We start from the raw sequence: 16,063 nt of genomic DNA on the forward strand, positions 1-16,063 counted from the left end.
TTAATTGGCGGATGCCGCAGAACCATGGCCGGTAGCACGCGACGGCCACAAATATTGCGACGTAATACCGGCAGGTTTTCGGGCTTGGGATTTATTGCCTCAACCTCCTTATTAAAGTGCGAACTCTTAATAGATGAGGTAAAGCAATACCGGGCGATGACTTCCCATCCGCTATGGACAGTGTCTGTTAATAAACTATCGCCGTGACTTCCCCTTACCGCTGCGCGTCAGCTCTGGATTCACACCAGATTCCCATTTCACTCTCAGCTGGAGGCCGGACGGCAATGCTACGATCAACATAAATAGATGTCTAGACTGCTATGATTGTAACGAGGAATAAACACGACAAAACTGGACTTCATAGTCACATCCCCTACAATCCCGCAGGAATAACCATCCTTTTTACTGCCAGACGAGACGAAACATGACCCCCGACATCCTGCCTACTGAAAATTACGATCACCAATTGGCGGAGAAAATTGCCTCTCTCAAAGAGATGATGTCGCCGTTCAAGGCACCTGAACCGGAGGTTTTTCGTTCTCCGGCAGAACATTACCGTATGAGAGCCGAGTTTCGCGTTTGGCATGATGAAGATGAGCTGTACCACATCATGTTTGATCAGCACACCAAGCAGCGTATTCGCGTTGAACAATTCCCTGTCGCCAGCGTACTGATCAACCGTCTGATGAGCGCGCTAATGACCGCTATCCGCGCGCAGCCTATTTTGCGTCGCAAACTGTTCCAGATTGATTACCTATCAACACGCAGCGGCAAAATCATTGCTTCTTTACTGTATCACCGTCAATTGGACGAAGAATGGCAACAGCACGCCATGGCATTGCGGGATCAGCTGCGTGCTGAAGGCTTTGATTTACAATTGATTGGTCGCGCCGCTAAAACCAAAATCATGTTAGATCATGACTATGTCGATGAAATTCTACCGGTCGCTGGCCGCGATATGATTTATCGTCAGGTAGAAAACAGCTTTACCCAACCAAACGCCGCGGTAAATATTCACATGCTGGAGTGGGCGCTGGACGTCACTCAAGGTGCTAGCGGCGATCTGTTAGAGCTGTATTGCGGTAACGGTAATTTCTCTTTGGCATTGGCGCGAAATTTTGATCGGGTACTGGCTACCGAGATTGCTAAACCTTCCGTTGCAGCGGCACAATTTAATATTGCGGCTAACCATATTGATAACGTGCAGATTATTCGTATGTCGGCGGAAGAGTTTACTCAGGCCATGCAGGGCGTACGTGAGTTCAATCGCCTGAAAGGTATTGATCTGAAAAGCTATAACTGCGAAACCATTTTTGTCGATCCTCCACGCAGTGGCCTGGATGACGAAACCATCAAGATGGTGCAAGAATATCCACGTATTCTCTATATTTCCTGTAACCCGGAAACGCTGCGAGCTAATCTAGAACAACTACAACACACTCATAAAATCAGTCGGCTGGCGCTATTCGACCAATTCCCTTATACCCATCATATGGAATGCGGTGTGTGGCTGGAAAAACGCGACTAATCAGACAGCAAAAAGGGCAACATAGCGTTGCCCTTCTGATTTCAGCCTAATGGATTCCCACTCAATATTTCATGCCATAAGCGGGTATTTCACTGTGATTCTGTTGCTGCTGCTTTACGCGCCTTCAGTTTGAAGAAAATCCAGAATACCAATATCACACACAGGATAGACGGCAAAAAATTCGAGCCTATCTGCGGATACTCGACCCGAATAATGGCACTGTAGGCCAGAATACCCAGCAGGAAACACGCCGAAGCCAGTTTAGGCAGCCCCAACGGCATTGGGTAGTTAAGATAACGCTGATGCAGACAGTAAACGGCCAGAACCAAAGCCAGCAACGGGAATAGCGAAAAAGAAACGAATGAGCTAAACAATGCGGCAAAAGAACCGTTTACTGCAAGCCCGGCAATCAACGCCAATATAAGGGTGCCATTTTCACGGCGAGGTTGTTCCATCATCTTCTTCCTTACTTTACTTTTCTTCAACACGGGATACAGCAAGCCTTTCCTGTTCACGGCGATACCAATAATAAGCGCCCTTGGAAATCATCCGTAACTGCAAGACTAACCGCTCCTCTAACTGTCGCCGTTGTTCAATATCAACGTCCAGCACTTCCGCACCGGCACTGAACACAATTGTGACCATGGCCTCAGCCTGCGCTTCGGTGAAGCTGCGCGGCATATGATTTTCCAATTCGAGATAGTCGGCCAGTTCTGCAATAAAATGCTGAATTTCGCGGGCTACAGCGGCACGGAAAGCCGCCGAGGTACCGGAACGCTCCCGTAGTAGCAAACGGAAGGCATTCGGATTGTTTCCAATAAACTCCATAAAGGTTGAGACCGAGGTGCGGATAACGCTACCGCCTTTGGCTATGCGTTGGCGAGCCTGGCGCATCAGTTGACGCAACATCAGGCCACTTTCATCCACCATAGTCAGGCCCAGTTCATCTACATCGCGGAAGTGGCGGTAAAATGAAGTAGGCGCAATACCGGCTTCGCGGGAAACTTCCCGCAGACTCAAGCTAGCGAAACTCCGCTCCGCACTCAGTTGGCTGAACGCCGCTTCGATCAGGGAACGACGCGTTCGCTCTTTTTGTTGTGCTCTGACGCCCATAATCGTACCCAAAAGATATCCATTTTCTTTAGCTAAGCCATATAGTAAGCAATATACCAAACTTTATAGTAACAACGACTATACAAACACATCATCCTTATCCGCGTAAGAACGAATTTACAGCAGGAGCCAAAGCCAACTGCCTAATGATGATTGGGTTATTTATAGGATGATGTTAATGTATCGTTGTAATTTTGTATAAAAATAGGTCTCTCCTACATGCAACAGCACTTCCATTTTGATGCCATCGTTATTGGCTCGGGCCCTGGCGGTGAAGGTGCCGCTATGGGATTGGTGAAACAAGGGGCTCGCGTTGCCGTGATTGAACGGTATAACAATGTGGGCGGTGGATGTACCCACTGGGGTACCATTCCTTCCAAAGCCCTGCGCCATGCCGTTAGCCGTATTATTGAATTCAACCAGAACCCACTTTACAGCGACAACTCGCGTGCCATCAGCTCCTCTTTCTCCGATATTTTGCGCCACGCCGATCGGGTCATTAACCAGCAAACCCGCATGCGACAAGGTTTTTACGATCGTAACCATTGTCAGATGTTTTCCGGTGATGCCAGCTTTGTCGACGCCAAAACCCTTAACGTACGTTACGCCGACGGCACGTCCGATCGCCTGACGGCCGATAACATCGTTATCGCGACCGGTTCGCGGCCTTATCGCCCGGAGAACGTTGATTTTACCCACGAGCGTATTTACGACAGCGACACTATTTTGCAGCTCAGCCACGAGCCACAGCACGTCATTATTTACGGTGCGGGAGTGATTGGCTGTGAATATGCATCGATCTTCCGGGGATTGAGCGTCAAAGTTGATTTAATCAACACCCGTGATCGTCTGCTGGCATTTCTCGATCAGGAAATGTCCGATGCGCTCTCCTATCACTTCTGGAATAACGGCGTGGTTATCCGCCACAACGAAGAGTTTGAGCAGATTGAAGGCACTCCTGATGGCGTTATCGTCCACCTGAAGTCCGGCAAGAAAGTGAAAGCCGATTGCCTGCTGTATGCCAACGGGCGTACCGGCAACACCAGCGGACTCGGTTTGGAAAATATCGGTCTGGAAGCGGACAGTCGTGGTCTGCTGAAGGTCAATAGCATGTACCAAACCGCGTTGCCTCATGTCTATGCCGTAGGAGATGTGATTGGCTATCCAAGTCTGGCATCCGCCGCTTACGATCAGGGCCGAATTGCTGCGCAGGCCATGATTCAAGGGGAAGCGCAGGTTCATCTGATTGATGATATTCCTACCGGAATTTATACCATTCCTGAAATCAGCTCCGTCGGGAAAACTGAGCAGGAACTGACAGCGATGAAAGTGCCTTATGAAGTTGGCCGGGCGCAGTTTAAGCATTTGGCTCGGGCGCAGATCGTCGGTATGGATGTTGGTAGCCTGAAAATTTTATTCCATCGGGAAACCAAACAGATTTTGGGTATTCATTGCTTTGGCGAACGCGCCGCAGAGATTATTCATATCGGTCAGGCCATTATGGAACAAAAAGGTGAAGGTAATACCCTGGAGTATTTCGTGAATACTACCTTCAACTATCCAACCATGGCCGAAGCCTATCGCGTTGCGGCTCTCAATGGCTTAAACCGCCTGTTCTAACGGCGCGCTCATGCGAATTTGCATGTGATCGCGTATCGCCTCGGCTAGTTGCTCATAGCGGCCACGCAATGGGGAGCCGGGGCGATAAACCAGAGCAATAGTGCGCTTCGGCTCCGGTTTGTAGCATTCCAGATAGCAGACACCGTCGCGCTCTTTTTCTTTTGGTACCGCCAGTGATGGCAATAAGGTGATGCCGCTGCCCGCCGCGACCATATTGCGCAGAGTTTCTAAACTGGTCGCGCGAAAATGGGTATCTTCCTCAGCACCCGCCTGGAAGCAAAAACCCATTGCCTGATCGCGCAAGCAGTGACCATCTTCCAGCATCAATAATTTTTCTCCTGCTAATTCATGCATTTGCACGCGGTCACGCTTCGCCCATGGATGGTCGGAATAAACCGCCAGATTCATTGGCTCATCAAATAACGGCACTTCGATAAAAGCTTCGGTCTCTTTGACCAACGCTAAAATAGCGCAATCCAGTTTACCGCTGTCCAGCTGTGCCAACAGATTATGAGTCTGCGCCTCGTGTAGATACATCTCCAGCTTTGGAAAAGCCTGATGCAGCATCGGAATAATTTGAGGTAATAAATATGGCCCGACAGTGGGAATCAAACCAATATGTAGCGGCCCGGACATACTCTCGCCCTGCAAACTGGCCATCTCTTTGAGCACTTTTACTTCCCGCAATACGGTTCTGGCCTGATCCACCAACAGCAAGCCAGCCTGGGTAAACAGCACCTTACGGCTGGTTCGCTCCAGCAGCATCACACCCAGTTCATCTTCCAACTTACGAATCTGGCCGCTTAAGGTCGGCTGGCTGACATGGCAGGAATCCGCAGCACGTCGGAAATGACGAAACTCGGCCAAAGCCACCAGATACTCGAGATCGCGAATGTTCATCTGCTCTCCACTTTATGATAGTCAATAACGATAGGTAAGATAGCAACCAGTGATTAGATCTATCAAGAGATAAAGTAAATAATGTGTCTCAAGAAAGAAAAGCCTAACTAAATGAAAAATTATGTTTTCTAATTAAGGAGTTACACATGTTTACCAGCCAAGAAGGTAAAAAAGTCCCACAGGTTACTTTCCATACCCGTCAGGGCGACCAGTGGGTTGACGTAACGACTGATGACCTGTTTAAAGATAAAACCGTTATCGTATTTTCACTGCCGGGCGCGTTCACCCCGACCTGTTCTTCCAGCCATTTACCGCGCTACAACGAGTTATCCGGCGTGTTCAAACAGCATGGCGTAGACAGCATTCTGTGCATTTCGGTCAACGACACTTTCGTAATGAACGCCTGGAAAGCCGACCAACATGCCGAAAATATTACTTTCGTGCCAGACGGCAACGGTGAATTCACCAAAGGCATGAACATGCTGGTAGAGAAGGCCGACCTTGGCTTTGGCCCACGCTCATGGCGTTACTCCATGCTGGTACGCAACGGCGTGGTAGAAAAAATGTTCGTTGAACCAAACAAACCGGGCGATCCGTTTGAAGTGTCCGACGCTGACACCATGCTGAAATATTTAGCGCCAGAATACAAAGTGCAGGAATCCGTGGCTATTTTCACCAAACCGGGCTGCCCATTCTGTGCTAAAGCGAAACAAATGTTGCAGGATCGCGGTATACAATATGAAGAAATCGTACTGGGTAAAGACGCAACTACCGTGAGTCTGCGCGCCGTCAGCGGCCGTTCAACTGTACCGCAAGTGTTTATCGGTGGCCGTCATATTGGTGGCAGCGACGATTTAGAAACCTATCTGCCAGCCTGATTACATCAATAAAAAAGAAGCCAACGTGAAGTATTTTGGTAGGCCTCGGCCTACCCTTTTTTCCTGTTAGGAGCGGATATGAAAACCTTAAACGTAGATGTCGCCGTAATCGGTGGCGGCACCGCCGGTCTGGGCGCTTATCGCGCAGCTAAACTTTCCACCCCCAGCGTGGTAATGATTGAAGGCGGCGAATACGGCACAACCTGTGCCCGCGTAGGCTGTATGCCTTCCAAGTTATTGATTGCAGCCGCCGAAGCGGTGCATGAAATTGAAAAGGCGCCCGGCTTTGGGATCTATCCGCAGGGAAAAACGCTGATTAATGGACGCGAAGTCATGGATCGCGTGAAACGTGAACGTGACCGTTTCGTAGGCTTCGTATTGGAAGGTGTCGAGAGCATTCCTGCCGTGGATAAAATTCAGGGCTACGCTCGCTTTATTGATGACAACACCCTGCAAGTGGACGATCACACCCGTATCGTAGCGCAACGTATTGTTATCGCAACGGGTTCTCGTCCGAGCTGGCCTGCACCCTGGAACGATTTGGGCGATCGCCTTATCGTGAACGACGATGTATTCAGCTGGGATGACTTACCTGAATCCGTCGCCGTGTTCGGCCCTGGCGTGATTGGCCTCGAATTAGGCCAAGCCCTACACCGCTTGGGCGTAAAAGTAAAAATGTTTGGCGTGGGTGGAGCCGTTGGCCCGCTAACTGATAGCGTAGTACGCGAATACGCCGCCAACACGCTAGGCGATGAGTTCTATCTCGATCCTGATGTAAAAGTCGAATTGATTCAGCGAGAAGGCGATAAAGTCTTTATTCGCTATCAAAATCTGGATGGAGAAATGCAGGAAATCATGGTGGACTACGTATTGGCCGCCACCGGTCGCCGTCCGAACGTCGATAAATTAGGGCTGGAAAATACCGGTCTGGAGCTAGATGAGCGCGGTGTACCTAAAGCCGACCGATTAACCATGCAAACCAGCGTACCGCATATTTTTATCGCCGGCGATGCCAGTAATCAGCTTCCTTTATTACATGAAGCCAGCGATCAGGCACGCATTGCCGGTGCAAATGCCGGTAGTTTCCCGGAAGTGTTGCCCGGTTTACGCCGAAGCCCGATTTCCGTCGTATTTTCCGATCCGCAAATCGCAATGGTAGGTTCGACTTTCCGTCAATTGAGCCAGAAATTCAGCGTCTGCGGCTGTTTTGAAATCGGTGAAGTTTCTTTCGAGAATCAGGGGCGTTCACGAGTTATGCTGCGTAATAAAGGCATACTGCGGGTTTACGGCGAGCAGGGTACAGGGCGCTTCCTCGGAGCCGAAATGATAGGACCAAGCGCTGAGCATATTGCTCACTTGCTGGCTTGGGCACATCAGCAGCAAATGACCATCGACCAGATGCTGGATATGCCGTTCTATCACCCGGTGATTGAAGAGGGTTTACGTACCGCACTGCGTGACCTGCAATCCAAGCTGAAACTTGGAACCGACGAGGCAGAACGCTGCCTACGTTGTCCGGGCGAGTAATTCGCCTCTCTATTACCTTTCTCTCAGCAAAAACCGGGGTCTTGCCCGGTTTTTGCTTTCTACATTCTTTTTCTCCGCGCCGAATTTAAATTATTTCTGCGGGACGCCTCCCTGAAAAGCTCCGCCCTGATTGCCCCGCTGCAAAAAATTCCCCACTGTACTTTTCTCACCGCGAATAACAGAGATGTACTTGAAACAGTATTAACAGTACTGCATTGGAATTGGAGGCGTAATGAAAGGCATGGAAAGCCGGATTGCTCGTATCAAAGCGAACCCATCGGGAGTGAAGTTCAGTGAACTGGCAAAAATTTGCAGTTATTACTTAGGACCACCTCGACACAACTCAGGCAATCATCATGTCTACAGCATGCCTTGGCAAGGCGACCCACGAATTAACATTCAACTCGGCAATAACGGAATGTCGAAGTTTTATCAAGTGAAACAAGTAATTACATCTCTAGGAAAGTTAGAGGAGATGATCCATGGTTAATATTGAACACTACACCTACCGCATTACCTGGTCGGCAGAGGACGCGGAATTTATTGGTTTATGCGCCGAATTCCCCAGCGTGTCATGGTTAGCGCCTACCAGAGTACAGGCGCTGGATGGAATAACGGTAGTAGTGGCAGATATTCTGGCCAAAATGGTTCGCTCCGGTGAAACACCGCCGATACCGTTATCAGAGAAGCACTTCAGCGGGAAATTAGTGCTGCGTATGCCTCCCGACCAACATCGGCGTTTAGCCATCAATGCGACAGGAGAAGGGATTAGCTTAAATCGTTATTTATGCTCACGTTTGGCCTGTTAGTCACAGAAATCGTCTCGTTAGAGTCTGCTCGCCAATGGGCTTGCTGTGTGCAACAAAACTAACCGACTGAGCTTGTATTCGCAAAGCTGGAAACTCGTTTAGGCAGTTGGTGAATGCGTGATGAGCGCCGAAAGTACATATTTATCTGGCGGCTTCGGCTCTCTGTTTTATCTCGAAATCTACCGGCAGCGAGATAATCACCTGCCCACCAGATAACAATTCAGTCGGCGGAAAAGGTAGGGGCTGGGCACGTTTTAAAATAGCTAATGCCTCACGATCTAATAAAAGAGTGCCGCTGCTACTGGTCAAAGTAGCGGATAGCACTCGCCCTTTGCTATCAACGATAAATTTAACGATCGCGGTGCCCTGCCGCTTTTGCTTTCTGGCTCCGGGAGGGTAGCGCTTGAAGTTAGCTAAATGGCTTTGTAAAACGCCAGCCCAGTTTGCTCGTGCCTGAACATGTTGTAATGAGTGACTATTATTAGGTGCCGATACGCGCTGGGCTGTCCCTGATAACGGCGAACTCTTGCTCATCACAGTCGACAGTCTTTCATTATTTTCTTGATTTATAACGGTTTTAGATTTAAGCGCGTTAGCCTTTTCACTTGGCTTTTTTGCTATTTTCGGTTTTAGTTTCAAGGCGGGTAATACGGAATCAAGGGAAGGCTCTTCTGCCAAAAAGTTATTATTTTCAATATGTTGTTCTGTCTGCGATTCACCGACGGGTAAAGTTGGCTCTTGTTCAACGCCTACCTGAATTTTTTCAAGGCTTGGTGCAAATTCTGCTTCCGCTGACAGCGTTAGCACTACGGCGGACAGGGAATCTGGCGGTAACGGAGAAACAGATCGCTCTGCCAAAAACCACAGCCCGGTCAAATGCAACGCAAAAGATAACAACCCGCCGCACCACAAAGATATCGCCGAGGAGCCACGACAAACTGAAGAGTGAGTATTTTCCACGGATAAAATCATCACATTCCTTTGTTATTCAATTAATAGCGTAACTTTCATTAGGTAAGAGCAGCCGTTTACTCTTCTGCCAACGCGGCATACAGACGATCGGCCAAGGGTTTCAGTAAATAGCTCAGTAGTGAACGCTCTCCGGTGCGAATAAAAATATCGACGGACATACCTGACTGGATTTTTTCTGTGTGAGTTTGCTGTGCTTCATCCGTATTGATCGACACAGTTAATGGATAATAGGGCTGTAAGCTGCTTGGGTTATTCAATCGGTCAGCGCCTATATGCAGAACGCTTCCCTGCAATCGAGGAGAATGGCTTTGGTTGAAAGCGGAAAAAATAAGTTCTACAGGTAAATCTACCGCAACTTTATCGATTAATTCGATGGGTAGCTGAGCTTCAATCAACAGTGGGCGCCCGCTAGGAACAATTTCCATCAGTTGCTGCCCAAAGCCGATAACGCCCCCCACGGTGTGCTGTGCCAAGGCGATAATGATGCCGCTTTCTGGTGCATAAATGCGCATATTGGCCAGATCATATTCCGCTACGCGAATTTGCTGATCTAAATCCTGCAACCGTCGCTGAGTTTTAGCTAACTGCTCATGAATATCTGCCTGATATTGCTCAACCTGCTGTAATAATCGTTGCTCATTCGCCTTAATTTGCTGACAAGTTTCACTAATATGGCCACGGTGCTGATCCACCAAAGCCTTCAATGCAATAGCCTGGCTTTCCATATCAAGCTGGTGTTTAAGCGCCACATAGCCGCTTTTTGCCAGCGTACGCACACCTTTTAACTGTTGCTGAATTAAATCGGACTGAAGTTGGTTATTTGCTCGTTGTCTATGCAACCCGGCATGGCGAGCGCGTAAAAGAGCTATTTCCGCTGACAAACGCGCTATTTCCGCTTGTTGAGCCTGATATCGGTGGTAGAAAAGTTGCTGTTGTAAAACCATGAGCTCAGCAATATGGGGCTTCTCACGCTGCGTTAATAATGCGACTGGAAAGCGGATCTCCGCCTCATGATTTTTCTCAGCAATTAAACGCGCCTCTAGCGAGAGTAAGGAAAAATACTGCTGCTGTAGATTATCTCGCTGACTCCGTTCCGTTGTATCATCCAGCGAAATCAGCAATTGTCCCTTTTCTACCCATTTACCTTCGGCAATATGTAGCTGACTGATTCGCCCGCTTTGCGAAGACTGAACCACCTTTCTATTTTCTGTGACCACCACAACTCCGGCGACAGCGACGCCTTTATCTAGTGGCGCAAAACCGGCCCAAATAAAAAAACCAATAAACCAAATCAACACCAGCAGCCCGCCAATATAAAGATAGCGTCCGCTATTAATTTGCAGCGGTTCCTGAGCGGTGGCAAACGGCATGATTTCGCCCCTTTCCGTGGCTTTTGGATTAGTCACCTTGTGATGTTCTCCCGGCGGGAACAAACCGATAATTCGCCACGTTACCCCAGACATTTTTTTTATCTGCTTTTCGCGTCGAAGCGATATTATCTTTGGCGTAAAAACTGCTGAGCACTGCCGCAGTGCGATCAAACAGCTGCTGTTGCCCGTTTTTTAGAAGCAATAAAAAATCACTGCCAGACAATAATTCAGGCTTATGAGTGATCATAACCACCGTACTACCCTGCCGTTTTAGCTGTTCAATGCTCGCTAATAACGCCTTTTCTCCGCCTTCATCTAGGCTGGCATTCGGTTCATCCAACACAATCAGCCGCGGCATCCCGTACATAGCCCGCGCCAGCGCAATTCTCTGGCTCTGTCCTCCGGACAGTCCTTCCCCACCATCACCCAGCTGAGTGTCATAACCCTTTGGCAAATGTAGAATCAAATCATGCACATCCGCCATCTTTGCAGCAGCCACAATCTGGGATGAATCCAGCACGCCAAAACGAGCAATATTTTCAGCCACCGACCCTTGGAATAACTGCACATCTTGTGGCAGATAGCCGATGAATTTTCCCAGTAAGGATTTGTTCCAATGAGAAATTTCTGCTCCATCTAGTCGTATTGATCCACTGAATGCTGTCTGACTAGCAACCAGTAACCTCGCCAGCGTGGATTTACCGCTTCCTGATGGCCCCAAAACGCCAAGAACCTCCCCCGGTTGCAGGGTAAAATTGACGGAATGCAGGATAGGAACCGAAGTGCCAGCTCGGCAGGCGAGTAATTGAGTGACGGTTAACTGACCCAGAGGGTCAGGCAAAACTATTTCTGTCGTCAATGAGGATTGCTGATTAGCCAGCAAATCAGTTAAACGCTGATAAGCCAGACGGGCATGGCTCCAGTGTTTCCAGACTGCAATCAATTGATCGATCGGCCCCAATACTCGCCCGATCAATATTGATCCCGCAATCATCACTCCAGCCGTAATTTCTCCTCGAATAACCAGCAATGATCCTAATCCCAGCATCATTGATTGCAGCGTTAACTTGCTGGACTTGGCTAACGCACTAATGCGGCTGCTTCTGTCACTGGCAATATTTTGCAGATAAAGGAAGCGGCAATGCTGAGTTAGCCATCGTTCCCGCAAAGCTTTTAGCATCCCCATCGCCGCGATGGTATCGGCATTACGTAAATGGGCGTTTGCCTGCAAAGTTGCCCGCGAAGTGATTTCAGAGGCCTGTTTTAATGGTTTTTTACATGCCCAGTGATTAGTGCAAGCCAGTAGAATCAGCACGCCTGCCCCAATGGTTGCCATCGCTCCAAGCCAAGGGTGCAGCAGATAAATCACCAATAAATAGAAGGGAAACCAGGGCGCATCAAAAATGGCAAACAACGCATTGCCGGTGGCGAACTGGCGTAGCGTCGTCAGATCGTTAAGTGCCTGCGCGGCCTGAATTTTGTTACCTTGCAAAATTGATTGGAAGGTCGAGTTAAACACCTGCTGATTCAACTGCATATCGGCTCTGGTGCCTAAACGAATAACGACGGCTCCTCTCACCCATTCTAATAAGCCAATCAAAGCAAAAGCGCCCAAAACTAATAAAGTCAGCATCAGTAACGTCATGGTGTTTGCTGAGGCCAAGACGCGCTCGTAGACCTGTAACATATATATTGCGGGAGCCAACATCAGCAAATTGATAATTGCGGTGAATATCCCTATTCCCCATAGACTGGTTTTATCACAGATTAAAACCGCTAAAATCGGAGGTAAGGTCGTTTGAGAGGTATTAGCTAATGGCATGGGTCCGTTTCCACACTGTAATCACACTTTTAATTCGCACCGCAGCTACCATTCCAAAAGAGCAGTACAACTCGTAAAAATGCTTGAACAATGTATATCAAAATCACCACCGCACCTTATTTCCCTATTGGCACGGCGGTGACATTTTCATTCAGTCAAAGGGGTATTTCCCAGCAGCGCTTTATCAGGCGGCTAACAACATTTCGTTGTACTCTGCCACACCAATTGCTTCGATAAATGGTGCGTCATCTATCACGTCGCCAGAATTATACTGGCTAGCTATAGATAACGTGTTGAAGGCGCTGTCAACATCCACCCCACTCGTTTTGAGAATTTCCAGCATCGGATCAGGGTCTCCTTTCATTAAACCGTATAACGTTTTGTGCAAATCGCTCTGATGATTTTGTTCCTCAGTGAGCGCAGGATCATATTGCCCAGTGATAGCCAGACCACTAAAGGTGACCTCCGTTTTTACGATGTGTCTTCCCCCGCCGACGCTAGGTTCTAGCCCTTCACCAAACTGCACCTCATCAATATTGCCATGGAGCGTATGCTGAGGATAAAAGGTGTAATGTAAGTTACCCTTCGCTATCAGGCTGGTTTCCGTATTATGCGAACTGCCAATAGTAAATTGATGGCCATTAAAACCATCCGATCCCCCGTAAAATTGCCCACGATCTTTAACCGGAGCCAGTTCGATATTACCGAACCCCGCAGCCCACGCTTTTAGGTAAGATGAAACACTAAATTCGGCAAATTCTTCTTGGTATTTAATTGTTATACTCATAAATAATTTCCTTTTAGTAAATGGGATATAACTTAGAATATGATTATTAATATAACCATACATACCAACAGGGGTTAATTAACACACCTGAAGACTTTAAAATTTGTATTCAAATCCACCCTGAATAGTTCGGCCACGGCTAGCAGAAAATGACAGTGAATCGCCATAATTAACCAGATAAGCACGATTACTGATATTTTCTATTGAAGTACGTAATATCAAATTATTTGTTATTTTATAGCTGGCATATAAATCAAACACTATGTATTTCGGCCAGTCAGCGACATAAGCCGTACCTGGATAGCCATAACCATTAAGCACTGATAAATCTTGATACCCACGGTTATAACGGATTACGGTACCAAAATCTAACAGTTTATTTAATGCTCTTCCCCCCAACGTTAAACTGCCACGATCGCCCGGTAAATAAGCTGATGATCCGAATACCGCCCCATGTCTACAGAGAATGAAATCATTAAGATGGTTACCATCGACACCATACATTCCTATCCCTTTTGTATTTTTAACCGATTGAATACCGCCCAACCAGGCTGGTTTTGAGCAAGTATCGTTATGACCTATCATTCGGGTATAATTCAGACTGGTATAAAAAAAACCGGCATCGTAACTTAATTGATATTCCAATCCGCGAAAGCGACTTTTAAGTAAATTATTAACGTAAGCAGCATAGGCAAATGATTGGCTTCCGCGCAGAGGTAATGCTCGCTCTAATTCCAAGTTGATATAGTTCGTCACCCGGGTATCAAAGTAGGCCATTTTTGCGCCAAATTTATCGCCGCTAATGAATAAATCTTCCTGTTGAATATTCAACCCAGATTCCCAGGTGCGGGAGCGCTCTATGGCCAGATTAGGATTTGGGAACAAAAAACCCGAACCGTGGGCACTGCCGGTAGCCAGAGTTTCTGTTATACCCGGTGGCCGCCATGATTGACCGTAGTTGCCAAAAAACTCCAGCCATTGCACTCCTGGCTTCACCCCAATGCCCAAGGTTGGCAATATTTGCTGCTCATGGCGATCAACATCCCAGGTCATTGTCACAGGGACTTTTTTACAGGTATTTCTTTTTCCCCCGCCATGTTGGGGGTTACATGGGTTTTGCCGTGTATAAGGCATTTTTGATGTGTATAGCCAGGTATGCCCTTGTAATCGAGAATGTTCGAAACGCAGCCCGCCATCCAGCCGTAACCAGTCATCGTAGTGGTAATCAAACTGAGTGAAAACGCTAGTCAGACTGCGCTGGCCAGACGGAGTCACACCCTGCATGAGATCTTTGTTCGTGTGGCCGCTGGAACGATCGCTAAACCAATCCATACCATATTGAAGGCTCAATAAATGGTTATCCGGCAGCATGAAACGTTGAGTATTTTGTAGCTGGAGACCGCGCGTAGTTAAACGCGTGCGAGTGGTATATTTCCGACAGAAAATAGGATCAGAACACAAAGTATTGGTTTTATCATCGGTATCAACGTAATAGGCTTTTGCCTTGGCATCCAACCAGGGTAGATGCTCGGGCTGTAAGCTGTAATCCAATCCGAAATTCTGCGTTATGACATCGCTAATACTGCTGGTTTTCCAGCCGACGCCGCTTTTATTCGGTGAGTTTTTTACACTTACCAGAAAGCCGCCGTTAGGGCTGCTTACCTGAGTTTGCAGGTAACTGGCAACCAAACGCTGCTCCGCAGGCAAGTTCCAGCCCACTTTAGCCAGTCGGGTATGCATTTGGTAGCCGGAATTGAGCACTTTCATGTGCTTTAACTCATCACCGATTGAGTTTTTCCCCTTATTTCCATATCCAAAACGTAGCTCGCCCAGACTACCGATGTTTCCCGGCCAATAATCACCAAAGTTCCGCTCACTTATGGCTATCAATAAATCTCCGGTTTCATGACCAAATGCCAATGTTCCGCCACCTATAAATCGGGTACCGTTATCGCCCGTTGTGGCTCGCAGATTACCGCCAAGCTCTTTTCCTGGCTCAAGAAAATCCGCCGCGTTTATCGTATTAAAAGTAGCAATACCGCCAATTACGCCGGCGCTACCGATACCGCTGGTCGGCCCTTTTTCAATCACCACATTGCTAAGAATATCCGGATCAATAAACATCACGCCGTTACGTCCGCCGTGACCACTTTTCATAAAGTTTTGCCGCATACCGTCAATATTCATATTTATACGACCAAAATCTTGAATACCGCGAATATTGACCGATAAAGCAGGATCTTGTTGGTCTACGGCAGAATAGACGCCGGCAGTTTGCTCCAATATATCAGCCGCATGGCGGGCAGGACGGTTATCTAATTGTTCTTTAGTTATTTCACTAACAGAGCGAGGTTCATCATATATCCAATCGTCAGAATATTGCAGACCGCCACCTTCTATTTTTAGCGGTTCTAATACCACATTATTATCATCTATCTTTGAAGAGGGGATATTAACATCAAGCTGTTCCGAGTAACTTTTATCACTAAATAAATAAAAAATAAAAAAAAGAATGATACTGATTAAACCATTAGGCTTAATTTTATTCACATAATTATTATGCATATTTTTGCTTCATCCTTGGAAAAATAATGCGACAGCCAACTTAGTTATTTCACTAAATCAACAGTTTAAAAATAAAGTCTTACATTAGCGCTTTATTTATATTTCAACAATTGAGAATGATTATCATAATCACTTAATGAAATAAACTCAACTTCCTACAGGAAGAAATAAA

The 16,063-nt window shown here is 47.4% G+C and carries 14 protein-coding genes and 1 riboswitch; of the genes, 6 read left to right on the plus strand and 8 right to left on the minus strand.

All coding sequences use genetic code 11. The features are described 5' to 3' along the window. Nucleotides 1–52 precede the first annotated feature (52 nt). Nucleotides 53–294, minus strand: a riboswitch (cobalamin riboswitch). A 130-nt stretch (nt 295–424) separates the two neighbouring features. Next, nucleotides 425–1,528, plus strand: a complete 1,104-nt coding sequence (trmA, locus tag PL78_RS07710) for a tRNA (uridine(54)-C5)-methyltransferase TrmA (RefSeq protein WP_064514500.1) — start codon at nt 425–427, stop codon at nt 1,526–1,528. 89 nt (nt 1,529–1,617) lie between these two features. Here trmA and PL78_RS07715 read toward each other — a convergent pair whose 3' ends face one another. Both PL78_RS07715 and fabR read right to left on the minus strand, forming a co-directional pair. Continuing rightward, nucleotides 1,618–1,983, minus strand: a complete 366-nt coding sequence (locus PL78_RS07715; RefSeq protein ID WP_064514501.1) for a YijD family membrane protein — start codon at nt 1,981–1,983, stop codon at nt 1,618–1,620. Between the two features lie 16 nt (nt 1,984–1,999). Continuing rightward, complete coding sequence (gene fabR, locus PL78_RS07720; protein WP_049601644.1) at nt 2,000–2,641, minus strand: HTH-type transcriptional repressor FabR; 642 nt, start codon at nt 2,639–2,641, stop codon at nt 2,000–2,002. Nucleotides 2,642–2,860: 219 nt separating this feature from the next. On the opposite strand from fabR, the gene sthA reads away from it, so the two are divergent. Further along, on the plus strand, nt 2,861–4,261 hold the full coding sequence (gene sthA / locus PL78_RS07725; protein ID WP_049601641.1) for a Si-specific NAD(P)(+) transhydrogenase: 1,401 nt from the start codon (nt 2,861–2,863) through the stop codon (nt 4,259–4,261). Here the strand turns inward: sthA and oxyR are convergent. Continuing rightward, entirely contained in the window at nt 4,244–5,161 is a 918-nt protein-coding gene (gene oxyR, locus PL78_RS07730; RefSeq protein WP_064514503.1) for a DNA-binding transcriptional regulator OxyR, read from the minus strand. The genes sthA and oxyR overlap by 18 nt on opposite strands. A 146-nt stretch (nt 5,162–5,307) precedes the next feature. On the opposite strand from oxyR, the gene PL78_RS07735 reads away from it, so the two are divergent. The 4 genes from PL78_RS07735 to PL78_RS07750 all read left to right on the plus strand — a co-directional run bounded on the left by PL78_RS07735 (nt 5,308) and on the right by PL78_RS07750 (nt 8,375). After that, nucleotides 5,308–6,039: a glutathione peroxidase gene (locus tag PL78_RS07735; RefSeq protein WP_064514505.1), complete on the plus strand. Its 732-nt coding sequence runs from the start codon at nt 5,308–5,310 to the stop codon at nt 6,037–6,039. 78 nt (nt 6,040–6,117) lie between these two features. After that, entirely contained in the window at nt 6,118–7,566 is a 1,449-nt protein-coding gene (locus PL78_RS07740) for a dihydrolipoyl dehydrogenase (RefSeq protein WP_064514507.1), read from the plus strand. A gap of 232 nt (nt 7,567–7,798) precedes the next feature. Next, nucleotides 7,799–8,056 carry a hypothetical protein gene (locus tag PL78_RS07745; RefSeq protein WP_064514509.1) on the plus strand — a complete coding sequence of 86 codons (258 nt, stop codon included), beginning with the start codon at nt 7,799–7,801 and terminating at the stop codon, nt 8,054–8,056. Continuing rightward, nucleotides 8,049–8,375 carry a type II toxin-antitoxin system HicB family antitoxin gene (locus PL78_RS07750; protein ID WP_064514513.1) on the plus strand — a complete coding sequence of 109 codons (327 nt, stop codon included), beginning with the start codon at nt 8,049–8,051 and terminating at the stop codon, nt 8,373–8,375. Before PL78_RS07745 ends, PL78_RS07750 begins: the two co-directional genes overlap by 8 nt. A gap of 141 nt (nt 8,376–8,516) precedes the next feature. Here the strand turns inward: PL78_RS07750 and PL78_RS07755 are convergent, their stop codons facing one another. From PL78_RS07755 to PL78_RS07775, 5 genes are all read right to left on the minus strand, one after another. Further along, nucleotides 8,517–9,182, minus strand: coding sequence for an energy transducer TonB (locus PL78_RS07755; protein ID WP_158513760.1), 666 nt, complete (start codon nt 9,180–9,182; stop codon nt 8,517–8,519). Nucleotides 9,183–9,403: 221 nt separating this feature from the next. Further along, nucleotides 9,404–10,717 carry an HlyD family type I secretion periplasmic adaptor subunit gene (locus PL78_RS07760; protein WP_064514517.1) on the minus strand — a complete coding sequence of 438 codons (1,314 nt, stop codon included), beginning with the start codon at nt 10,715–10,717 and terminating at the stop codon, nt 9,404–9,406. 28 nt (nt 10,718–10,745) lie between these two features. Continuing rightward, a complete protein-coding gene (locus tag PL78_RS07765) occupies nt 10,746–12,539 on the minus strand; it encodes a type I secretion system permease/ATPase (protein WP_064514519.1) in 1,794 nt (597 codons plus the stop codon). Nucleotides 12,540–12,723: 184 nt separating this feature from the next. After that, nucleotides 12,724–13,326 (minus strand): heme acquisition protein HasA, encoded by a 603-nt coding sequence (locus tag PL78_RS07770; protein WP_064514521.1) that lies wholly within the window; start codon nt 13,324–13,326, stop codon nt 12,724–12,726. Between the two features lie 96 nt (nt 13,327–13,422). Beyond that, entirely contained in the window at nt 13,423–15,891 is a 2,469-nt protein-coding gene (locus PL78_RS07775) for a TonB-dependent hemoglobin/transferrin/lactoferrin family receptor (protein ID WP_064514523.1), read from the minus strand. Between the last annotated feature and the right edge of the window lie 172 nt (nt 15,892–16,063).

The organism is Yersinia entomophaga (genome assembly GCF_001656035.1).
GTDB lineage: Bacteria > Pseudomonadota > Gammaproteobacteria > Enterobacterales > Enterobacteriaceae > Yersinia > Yersinia entomophaga.

Coding starts and splice junctions, on each gene's coding strand:
- trmA (WP_064514500.1), top strand. CDS start 425: ATGACCCCCGACATCCTGCCTACTGAAAATTACGATCACCAATTGGCG.
- PL78_RS07715 (WP_064514501.1), bottom strand. CDS start 1,983: ATGGAACAACCTCGCCGTGAAAATGGCACCCTTATATTGGCGTTGATT.
- fabR (WP_049601644.1), bottom strand. CDS start 2,641: ATGGGCGTCAGAGCACAACAAAAAGAGCGAACGCGTCGTTCCCTGATC.
- sthA (WP_049601641.1), top strand. CDS start 2,861: ATGCAACAGCACTTCCATTTTGATGCCATCGTTATTGGCTCGGGCCCT.
- oxyR (WP_064514503.1), bottom strand. CDS start 5,161: ATGAACATTCGCGATCTCGAGTATCTGGTGGCTTTGGCCGAGTTTCGT.
- PL78_RS07735 (WP_064514505.1), top strand. CDS start 5,308: ATGTTTACCAGCCAAGAAGGTAAAAAAGTCCCACAGGTTACTTTCCAT.
- PL78_RS07740 (WP_064514507.1), top strand. CDS start 6,118: ATGAAAACCTTAAACGTAGATGTCGCCGTAATCGGTGGCGGCACCGCC.
- PL78_RS07745 (WP_064514509.1), top strand. CDS start 7,799: ATGAAAGGCATGGAAAGCCGGATTGCTCGTATCAAAGCGAACCCATCG.
- PL78_RS07750 (WP_064514513.1), top strand. CDS start 8,049: ATGGTTAATATTGAACACTACACCTACCGCATTACCTGGTCGGCAGAG.
- PL78_RS07760 (WP_064514517.1), bottom strand. CDS start 10,717: ATGCCGTTTGCCACCGCTCAGGAACCGCTGCAAATTAATAGCGGACGC.
- PL78_RS07765 (WP_064514519.1), bottom strand. CDS start 12,539: ATGCCATTAGCTAATACCTCTCAAACGACCTTACCTCCGATTTTAGCG.
- PL78_RS07770 (WP_064514521.1), bottom strand. CDS start 13,326: ATGAGTATAACAATTAAATACCAAGAAGAATTTGCCGAATTTAGTGTT.
- PL78_RS07775 (WP_064514523.1), bottom strand. CDS start 15,891: ATGCATAATAATTATGTGAATAAAATTAAGCCTAATGGTTTAATCAGT.